Annotated in this window: 9 protein-coding genes; 4 read left to right on the forward strand and 5 right to left on the reverse strand. The window is 39.2% G+C overall.

Features of this window, described 5'->3' with window-relative positions; all coding sequences use genetic code 11:
* Positions 1 to 6: 6 nt before the first annotated feature.
* Complete coding sequence (locus ACSQ6I_RS17115) at positions 7 to 1,698, reverse strand: MBL fold metallo-hydrolase (protein ID WP_438891497.1); 1,692 nt, start codon at positions 1,696 to 1,698, stop codon at positions 7 to 9.
* Between the two features lie 757 nt (positions 1,699 to 2,455).
* Between ACSQ6I_RS17115 and ychF the strand changes: the two genes are divergently transcribed.
* Positions 2,456 to 3,547 carry a redox-regulated ATPase YchF gene (ychF, locus tag ACSQ6I_RS17120; RefSeq protein WP_438891498.1) on the forward strand — a complete coding sequence of 364 codons (1,092 nt, stop codon included), beginning with the start codon at positions 2,456 to 2,458 and terminating at the stop codon, positions 3,545 to 3,547.
* A 292-nt stretch (positions 3,548 to 3,839) separates the two neighbouring features.
* Here the strand turns inward: ychF and ACSQ6I_RS17125 are convergent, their stop codons facing one another.
* The 3 genes from ACSQ6I_RS17125 to ACSQ6I_RS17135 all read right to left on the reverse strand — a co-directional run bounded on the left by ACSQ6I_RS17125 (position 3,840) and on the right by ACSQ6I_RS17135 (position 6,899).
* The gene (locus ACSQ6I_RS17125; protein ID WP_438891499.1) at positions 3,840 to 4,745 is read right to left on the reverse strand and encodes a hypothetical protein; all 906 of its coding nucleotides are present in this window, start codon (positions 4,743 to 4,745) and stop codon (positions 3,840 to 3,842) included.
* Positions 4,746 to 4,775: 30 nt separating this feature from the next.
* Positions 4,776 to 5,951, reverse strand: coding sequence for a DNA double-strand break repair nuclease NurA (locus tag ACSQ6I_RS17130; protein WP_438891500.1), 1,176 nt, complete (start codon positions 5,949 to 5,951; stop codon positions 4,776 to 4,778).
* A 162-nt stretch (positions 5,952 to 6,113) separates the two neighbouring features.
* A complete protein-coding gene (locus ACSQ6I_RS17135; RefSeq protein ID WP_438891501.1) occupies positions 6,114 to 6,899 on the reverse strand; it encodes an HAD family hydrolase in 786 nt (261 codons plus the stop codon).
* Between the two features lie 210 nt (positions 6,900 to 7,109).
* On the opposite strand from ACSQ6I_RS17135, the gene ACSQ6I_RS17140 reads away from it, so the two are divergent.
* The 3 genes from ACSQ6I_RS17140 to ACSQ6I_RS17150 all read left to right on the forward strand — a co-directional run bounded on the left by ACSQ6I_RS17140 (position 7,110) and on the right by ACSQ6I_RS17150 (position 11,795).
* Positions 7,110 to 9,344 (forward strand): ATP-binding protein, encoded by a 2,235-nt coding sequence (locus ACSQ6I_RS17140; RefSeq protein ID WP_438891502.1) that lies wholly within the window; start codon positions 7,110 to 7,112, stop codon positions 9,342 to 9,344.
* Between the two features lie 478 nt (positions 9,345 to 9,822).
* Positions 9,823 to 10,506, forward strand: a complete 684-nt coding sequence (locus tag ACSQ6I_RS17145) for a hypothetical protein (protein ID WP_438891503.1) — start codon at positions 9,823 to 9,825, stop codon at positions 10,504 to 10,506.
* 32 nt (positions 10,507 to 10,538) lie between these two features.
* The gene (locus ACSQ6I_RS17150) at positions 10,539 to 11,795 is read left to right on the forward strand and encodes a cytochrome P450 (RefSeq protein WP_438891504.1); all 1,257 of its coding nucleotides are present in this window, start codon (positions 10,539 to 10,541) and stop codon (positions 11,793 to 11,795) included.
* Positions 11,796 to 11,980: 185 nt separating this feature from the next.
* Here the strand turns inward: ACSQ6I_RS17150 and aroB are convergent, their stop codons facing one another.
* Complete coding sequence (gene aroB, locus ACSQ6I_RS17155; RefSeq protein WP_438891505.1) at positions 11,981 to 13,078, reverse strand: 3-dehydroquinate synthase; 1,098 nt, start codon at positions 13,076 to 13,078, stop codon at positions 11,981 to 11,983.
* Between the last annotated feature and the right edge of the window lie 23 nt (positions 13,079 to 13,101).

Genomic DNA, 13,101 nt, shown 5'->3' on the forward strand with positions numbered 1-13,101 from the left:
ATTGATTCAGGATTCATGATTAGATAGGCTCTCAAAGGCAGGGCAGTAACCTTCAAGGGTGACTTTGAAGTTATATAACGGGGCGGCGGGATTCCAACACCGTTGCCCTCTTTGGTATCGGCAAGTTCCACAACATTCTAGATCAGACCAGGCATAGCCATGCCTACGACGGTCTGCATCAACACTATTTTGGTTGAGTAGTTCTCGTTGTGACAAACCCCGCAATACTATTTCTTCCCCCTGCCAACGGGCTTCTATTAAACCAGTATCAGCAAATTGCTGCCAACGAGGATCATCTGTAATCGTATCCGGGAGGGTAATTGTAATGACAGCCTCTAGCTCCGTCAACTCACCTTCATAATTAGTTTCAGGTGCAGAAGGTTGTAAAAATGTATCCCCAATTGGTAATTCTACCAAAATGCCAGCTGCGGGAGAATGGACATGATAACGATTTTGTAACTCTTCTAAACTAGTTAGGTCAGCTAAGTAAGCGGGTGAACCGTGGACAAAAACGACGTGCTGGGGTCGTAAATTGTGAATTAGCTGAGTTGTTCCAGGTCCATCACTATGTTGAGCTAAAAGGTAACTGTCAACAGTAGTTTTTGCTAAATATTCTTGATTAACTTTTATATCAATTTTTTCTGGTAAGAGAATTAGCCAAGGGCCAGTATTAGGTTGACAATATTTACTCAAATCCGCTGTTGAGTCAGTAAGAACAATACAAGGGGAACTACCTAAAGTAGCCAAATTTTCTGCTTTTAACCGTCGTACACGGGGACGCACACGTTCATCCCAAAATAAAGGTTGATGACGAGCAAAGTTCTGGACTGATGCGGGAAGATGGGATAAAAGTTCTAAATATGCATCACAACCAGTAGCAACAGCGCCATCAACCCAAATGTCTAAATCTTTACCTGTAAAATGGTGATGAGAGCGTAACAGCATCAACAATTCTTGACCTAACCCTAAAGCGGGTGTGGGTAAAATCACAGAACAATGATCAGTGGTTGCTCGATTAATTCTTTCTGCTAATTGATTTTCTTGGTTGCGCCGGTGGGGATGACGGGATGTGCCATAATTACCTTCAATTAACAGCACATCTATATTTAAACCCCGCAATTCCTCTAAACGTAACCCCTCGACTAATCTGGAGTTGGATAAAAAGAAATCACCTGTATAAAGTAATTTGTAATCACGGTCTTGGGTATGGTAGGTGAGGAGAATAGCTACAGCCCCTGGTAAATGACCTGCGGGAAATAATTCTACTACAAGATTCTCTTGAATTTCTAGAGGCGATTGCAATGGCAGCGCCTGACATAATGAAGGCATTTCTTGAGGATCTTGTTCTGGCCAATTTAGTGGTAGTAACTTGCTAGTCACCTCACTAGCATAGATAGGTAACAGCGGAAAAGCTTGATTTAGCGCCAACAAACCTCTAGCATGATCTGGATGAGCATGACTAATCAATACTAAATCTGCTGGTAATGGTGAACTACCCCTCTGTGCTGATTTAGTGATTCCCTTAGACAGGGAGGAAATATCCGCCAAACCACAATCTAACAATATGCGGTGTGGACCCATTCGCACTAGTAGACATACACCTTCATCTTGATGCTGAACACTATAGGGTAAGCATTCTAATTCATTAGCTGTTTCCCCAGCATCAGGGCGAGAGGATACCGACAGATCATTCCTCATGCTCTCCTGCTCCATAAAACTAATCCAACACCGGAATTATCCAGACATTGAGGTTTATTTCCTGCTTCCTCCGGGACTGTCGGCATTTAACCCCGTCCACAGGCAGACACGACTAAGCCAGCCGCCTTTGATAGATTAATTGCGGCATTCAAGTCTTTATCTAGACTAGCACCGCAAATAAGATAGTTCTACACTCTATCTGAGTAACGGCATTGAGTGTTGATTTCCACAGGAAAATGCTTGACTTAACCCACAGTTAAATTTTTTATTACGGGGTTTGCCTGGATCTGATCATCGCTGCTATCAATGTGCAGAACCATTGCCATGATAGTTGTCTGAATCATAATATCCATTTTTTGTGCCGAAAAATAAGCACGCAAAGGTAAATACAACTGTTAATCCTACTAAAATCAGCTTGACATCCATCTGTTTACCATCCTTGATTCAAGACCTTTTTATATTAATAGTATGATTCTGTCTTGATGTGGAATCACTAGAAAATCTTTACTATGCTAGGGTAAATTGGGCAATAAGTATAATTACCGCAGTTTAAATTCTAAACCTTTTTAAAAAATTCTGCATAAATCCAGTAGCTTGAGCAGGAGACCTATATTTCCATCTCCAAAGTGCAGGCTCTGAGAGAATCAGCACCAGTTCCTGCTAAGATTCCTCAAGCGGTTCCCGGAAAAATTCCCCAAACCATTCCTCAACCTGTTTGAATTATCTTGGTAATTGAAACCAACATCCAAAATCTAAAATGCTAAGAGCCGGAATTGTCGGACTTCCCAACGTCGGAAAATCAACCTTATTTAACGCTGTAGTGGCTAACGCTAAAGCCGAAGCAGCTAATTTCCCATTCTGCACTATTGAACCGAATGTTGGCATTGTCTCAGTACCAGATGACCGGTTAAACGTTCTCGCCAAAATTGCCACTTCAGTGCAAACTGTCCCTGCGCGGGTGGAGTTTGTAGATATCGCTGGTTTGGTGAAAGGTGCAAGTCAGGGTGAAGGACTGGGTAATCAATTTTTATCGCACATTCGAGAAGTTGATGCGATCGTTCATGTTGTGCGTTGTTTTGAAAATGATGATATCATTCACGTTGCTGGTTCTGTTGACCCAGCGAGAGATATTGAAATCATTAATTTAGAATTGGGTTTATCTGATTTATTCCAAATTGAACGCCGTATTGACAGAACTCGCAAACTAGCACGCACTAGCAAAGATGCACAATTTGAAGTCACTATCTTGGAAAAATTAGCTGCGGCTTTAAATGAAGGTAAATCTGTTCGTCAAGTAAGTTTAAATGAAGAAGAAGCTGAAATTATTAAAGGCTTAGGACTTCTTACCAATAAACCAATTATCTACGCTGCTAATGTGTCTGAAGATGATTTAGCAACTGGTAATGATTTTGTTGAAAGAGTACGAGAAGTTGCTGCTCAAGAAAAAGCCCAAGTTGTGATTGTTTCTGCACAGGTGGAAGCAGAACTTGTGGAATTACCAGAAGCAGATAAAGCTGATTTTTTGGAATCATTGGGTGTGAAAGAAGGCGGTTTAAAATCTTTAATTCGTGCAACTTACACCCTGTTAGGTTTGCGGACTTATTTTACCTGTGGTCCCAAAGAAACCCGTGCTTGGACAATTAACGCTGGAATGTCTGCACCTCAAGCAGCAGGTGTTATTCACTCTGATTTTGAGAGGGGATTTATTCGCGCTGAGACTGTTGCTTATAATGATTTAGTAACACATGGTTCTATGAATGCTGCGAAAGAAAAAGGTTTAGTGAGAAGTGAAGGTAAAGAGTATATTGTGCAAGAAGGAGATGTGTTATTATTCCGATTTAATGTGTAGATAAAAATCTCACGCAAAGACGCAAAGGTAAAATTCATAGTTAACGCTAGTAAGTTCAATTCTTCTCTCTGCGTTGCGCCAGTTGCTACAAGTCGGGGAACCCGCCCAACGCACTGGCTTCTCTGCGTCTCTGTGGTTGAAAAAAGAATTTTCACAATTTTGGGAATGTTAATTTTTTAAATATCTCATTTGTAGGATGCTTTATCGGAAAGTGCGGTATCATTCTTAAGTCAAACTGGTGCGTTATAGACTATCGTTCTATTACACCCTACAAATTTGTGATCATTTATTTTTATAATTCACCTATAATATAGGCTGAGGAACCCATATTTTCATCATCTGTTCCTACAATTAGTCCACCGACTGCACCTGGGAGAAATTCCAGTCCTTCAATTTTGTGATAATGATCGCGGTAGATAGAGAAAAGTTGCTGATTTTGTCGCCATTCTATTTGATCACCACGTAATGCTAAATAACCAGCAATGTAAACAGCAGATTGAAAAGGCCCATCATCTCCAGAATCGTTAGCTGAGGTGATGTAAACAATACCGCCTGAGTCTATTTTTAGATCGGAAATATGGCGAACATTACCACCAGGGAAAGGTACTTTAAAATTAGCTGAACCTACATTATTAATTTGATATTTAGTTAAATTTAACTTTCCCCAATAAATTTTTGCTGGTTGTTCACCTTCTCCACGATGTCCCCAAACTGCAATTAATTGATTATCAATTTTTTGTAAACAGAAAGATTCAAAGTTACTATTTTTGGTAATTTCTGGTAAATCAAATTCTTTAAAAATATAAATATTTTTTTTGTTAGTATCTAGCTGGAAATGATAAGCTTTACCCTGACTATTGACAGCAATAAAATCAGATTTATTGGTATCTGGAATAGATGTTAATGCTTCTAAATCTATAGGTATTTGAAGATTTTTTTGCCAATTTAATGGTAAATATTTAGGTTGATTTTTACCCTGAAAACTAATAATTGCTAAACGTCCTTGATTCGCCTTTTTGTTGTCATGGACAATTAAAAAATCTAGTTGATCATTTTTCTGATTGATCAAAGCCATGCCACTAATACCAAAGGGAATTCCACCACGCACAGGTATCCAATGTTGTGCAAAAACCTGTTGAGATATTAATAATCCACACAAAACTACTGTCATGATCATTAATCTGAGAAATTTCGGCATATTGATTGATCTAAGTAGATTTATCATTTATTAAGCAATACTTCCTCTCTTCCTAGCTTCTTTGTAGGAGGTGCCAACATTTTTGATGCCTGCTTTAATCATTTCTCTTTCCAAAAGGGCAAAGAAATGATTTCTATCACCACCTCTGACTACAGCCTGGTTATGTGCTTCTGCAATGGCGACAGGATAACCGTATCCTTTCTGTACTTGTGCCAACATTAATCCTAGTGCTTGATCGAGCATAGCAGTATTTTCTGCTACCCAAACAGGAACTTCTATCCGAGCAATTTCTGCACCTACATTAACGTGACAAAAATAAATAGTTTGGTCTGCGTATAATTCTAAAATTCGGTTATTGCTACGCCAGAGGGGGCCACGTTGTCCTGGTTGGAGTTGGGTTGCCCATAGAGATGTATCGCGTAAGGAGTCAAATATTTTACAAGGTACATATTCTAATTGGTTAGGGCAATGGGTGATGCAATCGGGTACTGGATGGGGGCAAGCTAATAACCGTAAAAAGTTCATGGAGTCGATATTGCGAGAGGAGCTAAGATAGCCCATGATGGGAATTTGGGCTTGACGCATTTGTTGCCAGGCTTCTAAGATGGGGGGCAAAATGCGATCGCGGGCATCTATCGGTAATTGATCTAAAAACCAGTAAATTAAAGAACCATCCACCATTGCTAAAGCTGGTGCTTCTGTTTTTGCACTACAAGCTAGTTCTGCTAATACTGTAGTTTCTGAAGCAGTACGGCGATGACTCATCCATTCTTCGGTTCTTAAACCCCACTGACGGGCGATATATAAATCTTCTGGGCGATAAAATACCTCCGGTAAACTATCTAGTAAGGGGTGGCGATTTTGACCATAATGTAAAACAACTCTACCGATATTTAGTAAATAACAATATGCAATTTCGTGATGATTAGGGGCAATTTGTGAACCATCTGTAGCGATGACGGTATGAACTTTAGGGGGGATAGAGATATCAATACAGGTTTCTAGGGGTTCAATTGGTGTAGCATTAGCAAAGAGAATGCGATCGCGCCATTTTTCTTGACGTTCAATTAACTCTTGTTGACATTCAAAAGCTTGTTTTAAATTTTGTTTTGCCAATTCCAACCGCCGATTGCTTTCAGCAACTTCTGAGGAAAGATGCTGACTTAAGCCTTGCATTTGTCGCGCTAATTTTGTTAAATCAAGCATAAAAATAAGTACTGAATCCTGAATATGTGTACTTCTAACCCTTAAAAAAATAACAATAACTAATGATTTTAATTATTTAATTTTCAGTCTGTGGAGGCTGGCTTGGTTTATGTAGCCCCAGACTTCTAGTCTGAGGGCATATTTCACCACAGATTGAATCTATCAAATCCACTTAGAGAAATCTTGAGAAAACTGAGAAAGTGATATTACCTGAATACGTGAATCATCTTCTCCTGCTTCCCTTTCTGGTTGAGTATTATAACCCCAATCTGCTAAGAAAAGTTGAACATGATCTAAGTCTGATTGTTTTTGGACTAATTGTAATGTTTTCAGTCTATCCTCAACAAACCACAAACTCACTGGTTTGGTATTTGCTTTCTCAATTAATTCCCGCAAAGTTTCATATTTTGGGCGTTTTACTTCCTTCCCAAAAATAGACATAGGTGGTAAATCAACTCCTTCTCTTTGTAATAATTGCTTGACAAAACGCCCTTCTTTAGTGGTGACAATGTATAATTTAACTCCACTAACAAGAGTCATTTTTAGTCTTTCTATCACCCCTGGATAGAACTTATGCAAACTTAACCAACCGTCTAAATCTGTGGCTATCCATTCATCTCGCAAGGTGTCGAGTTTTTTGGCAACTTCTTTTGCGTCTAAGTTATCTGCGCCTAAAATCTGAGGAGTAATATTTGCCCATTCTTGCAAAATTTTATCATCAGAAAAACCCTCAATTAAGGCTTTAATTAAAACAGGCATTTCCCAACCGGTTTCAATTACAGGACGCAAGCGATAGAATCTTAAAGCTAAATCATCCGGTGGTGTGTCGTTAGCAGATGACCAAATTTGACAGTAGGTACGCCATGATACCTCAAAATATTCAATTAGTCCATCGCAAATCACTCCATCAAAATCTAAGGCTAATATCGTAGGACTATTTGCTGTCATTGTTTTGAGGACGAAAACTGCTTTTTTTAGCTTATCGTACTCTTTATACAAAATTAGGTATGCAAGCTAACATAGGGGGTATTGCCAAAAACACAAGCTAGTTCAAATAAGCATTTATGCTTATTTATCTTTATATTAGTAACCTGATCGAGAAATATGGGAAGACTAAGCTTGTTGGCTACTTTGCTCCGTATAAAAGATTTTTGTAGTATGGTAAAACATTTTAAATTTACAAGTCATGTCAATATTTCATTACGTTTCCTGTTAATTGTTCCCTTTCTCATTCAAATTTCGGTGACTGTGGGTTTGGTTGGGTATCTCTCCTACCAAAATGGGCAGAAAACAGTCAATGAGTTAGTAGCTCAAATTATGGACAAAACCAGTAGCGTAGTCAATCAACATTTAAATAGCTACTTGGCAGTTCCAAATCAACTAAATCAGATGAATGCTGATGCTGTCGAAACAGGAATGTTGAATTTACAAAACCTGGAAGTTGGAGGACGATATTTCTGGAAACAGATGCAGCTTCATCAAAATTTGGGCTATAATGGCTACCTTTTAGCTACAGGTCAAGGGGCTGGTGCTGGTAACTATACTGATAAAAAACTGAAGACATTAGAAATATTTCCGAAGGCGGTTAAGGGAGTATCTAAAATTTATTCCTATGCTACGGATAAGCAAGGTAATAAAACTACGCTACTCAATACTTATAATTACAACGGCTTAGAACAACCTTGGTATACAGAGACTGTAAAAGCTGGTAAACCAATTTGGAGCGGTATCCATCCTTGGACTGGTGCTTTTAACTCTGACTCTATTGCTGCATCGGCAAATTATCCTATCTATGACAAAAAAGGTAAATTATTTGCTGTCTTTGGGGTTGATTTATTGCTTTCTAATATCAGTAATTTTCTAGAAAAGATTCAAGTCAGTAAAAATGGCGTTATTTTTATAATTGAGCGTAATGGCCTATTAATTGCCGATTCTAGTTATACAAAGCCTTACAAAATTGTCAATGCTCAACCTAAACGGATTACTGCAACTGACAGTTCTAGCCCTCTAATTCAAGCAACTGCACAGTATTTACAGCAAAAACCGGGTAATTTGCAGCTGATTCAAGACCCACAACAGTTGAAATTTGATTTTCAGGGTAATTACCAATTTGTCAAAGTCACTCCTTGGCGCGACCAGTTGGGTTTGGACTGGCTGGTTGTCTTGGCTGTTCCCGAATCGGATTTCATGGCGCAAATTCAGGACAACACACGTAACACAATCTTTTTGTGTCTGGCGACTTTGGTAGTGGCATCTCTTCTTGGTATTTATACATCTCGTTGGATTATTAAACCCATTTTAGATTTGAGTCAAGCAAGTCGGGTAATTGCTGATGGCAATTTCAACAAATCCGTAGAGCTAAAAGGTATTAATGAATTAGAGATACTTGGTCAGTCTTTTAACCATATGGCTAGACAACTACAAGAATCTTTTACAGCGTTAGAAACTGCTAACCAAAACTTAGAACGGTCTAATACTGAACTAGAACAGCGGGTAGAAGCACGAACACTTGAACTGCAAGCAACAATTCAAGAATTACACCACACTCAAACTCAGATGGTGCAGAGTGAAAAAATGTCTGCTCTCGGTCAAATGGTGGCGGGTATAGCTCATGAAATCAATAATCCTGTCAATTTCATTCATGGCAATCTCACCCACATTGAACAGTACACTCAGGATTTGTTGGCTTTGGCACAACTGTATCAAGATTACTTACCCGAACCACCTGTAGAAATTATAGAGAAACTGAATGAAATTGATTTTGAATTTTTGGAAGATGACTTAGCCAAAGTACTCAAGTCAATGGCAATGGGAACGACGCGGATTCAGGAAATTGTGTTGTCATTACGAAATTTTTCGCGTTTAGATGAGGCAGAGGTGAAAGAGGTTGATATTCATGAAGGTATTGATAGTACGCTGGTGATTTTAAATAACCGCCTCAAAGCCAAGTCTGATCGTATGGGTATTGAGGTGATTAAAGAGTACGGAAAGTTACCTCTGATTGATTGCTACGCAGGTCAACTCAATCAAGTGTTTATGAATATACTGAACAATGCCATTGATGCTCTAGACGAAAGGGATAAAATGCGATCGCTAGATAAAATTAACACTCAGCCTAGCAAAATCAAGATTTCTACAGTATATCAAGATGGTTGGATTAGTATTCACATCACAGATAATGGGTCTGGTATCAGAGAAGAAGATAGTTCCAATGTCTTTAATCCATTTTTCACTACCAAACCTGTAGGTAAGGGAACTGGCTTAGGTTTATCCATTAGCTATCAAATTATTACCCAAAAACACGGCGGCAAGTTTTATTTTCACTCAACCCCTGGTGAAGGAACAGAGTTTGTCATTCAGTTACCTATGAGTGGTTCTCTTGGTGCTGGATAAGTTGCTCATTGGTTATTTTCATCCCATAGCCTCATCCTGATATGAACTATAGATAAATTATTTTTTGTTAATCCACCTAAAATCCCGTAATATTACGTGGCTATTTTCATTGCAAATTCCTCATTAGATACTGTTAATTTTTAGTAAAAATACCCAATTATTAGAATTTTTCAAAAAAAGTAGTGAAGAGGGAACACAGTACACGTAACAGGGTTAAAAGTGTGTTGGTATCAGGTTTTCATGATCACGGTCTGTCCTAACCTGCCTGGCAACTGCTATTTTGCTATGAAATTAAACTATTTATTCTAAGTAAATTTACTCCTAATATGGAATTTTTTATGGCGCAATCAGGTGAGGGTTAAAAACTTGATATTTAGAATTTATAAGTATTTTTACGCTTTTCTATTCAATATAAATGAAGTTCTATTGAACATAGGCTGTGTTAAAAAAATGTTCTTTTGTAATAACGAGCTTAAAGATGCTACTGCAAGACATCAGAATCCAACCGAATCAAGTTCAACATCGTGATTATGTGCAGGAAATCAACGATTATGTGGAACATTTGTACGGTGATATTCCCATATCTCCTTGCCCGTTTACAAATAGAGAAATAGAAGAATTAGAAAGCCACAACGAATTGCTTGTCTACTTGCCTGCCAAGATGTCAATGAAGCAACTTTGCCAACAATTTGGGATCAAAGCAAATGTAGATTTCGAGCATGAAACCATGATCAAGAACACAATGGTTTCTGAAGATCAGTGGTTTGTTACATCTGCATCCAAAACTCCAGAACTTATGTACAAAACTGGAGTAGCTGCAAAACGGATGTATGAAGATGAAGGTTTACACGGAATGGACTTTAGGCGTTATCTAGCCTTTGCTGCTACTTTTAAGTATAAGTTTGGCGTATTACCAGACCAAACATATTGGACATTTCTCTTGTCGGGAAGTTATGACCGGAGTGGAATATCTATTGTAGGATTCGATTCCCGAAATGTTTTAAATCATCACGGTTGGATGAAGAATTTCAAAGCCAAGTTTTTAGGTTCAAGATATATAGTCATTGCTCCCAGAGTAGAGATTGTTCCTGAAACGGTAGACTTAACAAGAGCTTATCGAGAAAAAAGAGGTACTGCGGGTAAAGAAGCAGATATGGAATAGAGTCGATTCACTGTAGGAGTAGTTTGTAATCAATGCTGACTGAAATTTTGCAACAAGGGGAAAAGTATGACTTACTTAACCCCTTATTTTTTGCCAACCCTGATGCAACTTTGCATCAAATGCGGACTGAAGATCCGATTTATTGGCATTCTCAATTGGAGTCATGGATTCTCACTCGTTACGTTGATATTTACAATGTAATCCGTGATCAAAGATTTTCTGTAGACAGAGGTGGCAAGATTGGCAAAAGCAAGTCTTTAGCAGTGAAAACTAAGCTGGACTTTTGCAATCAATACTTTAGTCAGTGGATGGTATTTTCTGATCCTCCTAGACATACACGACTCCGTAATTTAGTGGGTAAGGCATTCACTCCACAGCTAATAGAAAGCTTACATCCTTTGATTCAAAACTTTGCCGATGAATTAATCAATGCTATTCAATGCAGCGGCAAAATGGAAGTGATTCATGATTTTGCTGTTCCTTTACCAGCCCTTGTGACTGCGAAGTTGTTGGGTGTACCTCAAGAGGATATTCCACTACTTAAACGCTGGAGTAGCAATATGTTCATGCTCTTTGGGGCTGGTTGGGCTAGTGAGGAAGTGGTAGAAACTACTTACCAAAGCTTAGTGGATAGTATTCAATACTTTGATGCTCTGATTGCAAAGTACCGTCAATCTCCTAGCGATAATTTAATTAATCAGTTAATAGCTGCTGAAGATCACGGTAGTGTGTTGAGTGATGAAGAACTGACAGCAACCTGCATTACTTTTATGGCAGGTGCATATGAAACTACAACTTATTTGATTAGCAATGGATTGTTGGCGTTGCTACAAAATCCTGAACAGCTACAGATGTTACAAGAGAATCCTCTGTTGATTGATTCGACAGTGGAAGAAATCTTGCGATATTGCGGTCCAGCGTTTAGCGTAGTTCGTCGAGCGATACCTACGGTCAGCGGAGCAATCGCAGATATTGAAATAGATGGTAAGTTAATTACTAATGGGGAGAAAATATATTGCGTTTTACACGCTGCTAATCATGATCCCGCTAAGTTCCCTAACCCAGATAAATTTGAAATAACTCGCAAAGAAAATCGTCATCTTGGCTTAGGACAGGGTATTCATGTTTGTCTAGGTGCAGCTTTGACACGTCTGGAAACAAAAATTGCTATCAACACTATCCTCCAACGCTTGCAAAATATCCGCCTGGATACTGAACAGTTGACTTGGATACCAAATTTGGCAATGCGGGGTTTGGAAAAATTACCTATTGTTTTTTCTCGTCAATAACGTGGGAAAGCCATCTTAAAAGAACCGGGCTTTAAACCCAAATTTTCGGTAAAAGGCTCTGCTTGGGTACTTAGTAGAGGCAGAGCCTCTGTTATAGCATTCCCAGTCGGGGACTGGGAACGAGATCAAAAACTCCTGACTCCTTGCCCTGAGCGAAGTCGAAGGGCTGACTCCTGCTATATCTTCTAACCTGCCATTTCCTGTAATACTTGCCTAATAATATCCGCTGGTACTTCATCAGTTACTTTCACTTCACCAATTTGGGTTGGTAACACAAACCGCACTTTACCGGATTTGACTTTTTTATCTAATTGCAAAGCATCAATAATGGCTTCAGTATCCAAACCTGCTGGTAATTGTGTTGGTAAACCAGCTTTTTTAATTAAAGCGTTTTGACGTTCTGTGTCTGCTTTTTGCCAAAGTGCCAATTTTACAGCAATTTCTCCTGCGGCTACCATGCCGATTCCCACGGCTTCTCCATGTTTAAGTAAACGATACTCTGTCAAGCTTTCTACCGCATGACCGATGGTGTGACCATAGTTAAGAATGGCGCGAAGTCCAGATTCTTTTTCATCTTTGGTCACAACATCTGCTTTCGCTTGACAAGAATGGGTTAATATGTAATTTATCAGGTCGGATTTTACATAGCGGAGTTGGTCAAGGTGTTTACTCGCTTCCAATTGGGTAAACAATTCAGCGTCCCAAATTACGCCATACTTGATCACTTCCGCCATTCCCGCTCGAAATTCCCTCGCTGGCAGGGTTTTTAAGACTTCTGGATCAATTAAGACTAGGCGCGGTTGATGGAATGCGCCAATTAAGTTTTTACCGTGGGGATGATTTACCCCGGTTTTACCACCAATAGCTGAATCTACCATTGCTAAGAGACTGGTAGGAACTTGGACGACGTTAATTCCTCTTAACCATGTAGCGGCTGCAAACCCTGTCATATCACCAACTACACCTCCCCCCAAAGCTACCATTGTGGAGGAACGTTCTAGGCGGTTTTCGAGGGCGATATCATAGATTTTTTGGATGGAGTTGAGGGTTTTGTAGCGTTCACCTGGTGGGAGGTTGTAGCTTGTGACTTCAAAGCCAGCATTTTGTAAAGATGCGATCGCTCTTTCGCCATAATGTTTAAATATCATCGGGTTAGAAACTAGCAAAACTTTCTTGCCTAGCTGCAAACTCGCCATCTGTTCACCCAGTTTATCTAAACTCCCAGGTGCAACAGCTATTTCATAAGACTTTTCCGGTAGATTTACGCTAATTGCAGAACTCATTCTCTAACCCTATTGAAGCATTC

This window comes from Anabaena sp. WFMT, from assembly GCF_051781005.1.
Classification (GTDB): domain Bacteria; phylum Cyanobacteriota; class Cyanobacteriia; order Cyanobacteriales; family Nostocaceae; genus Anabaena.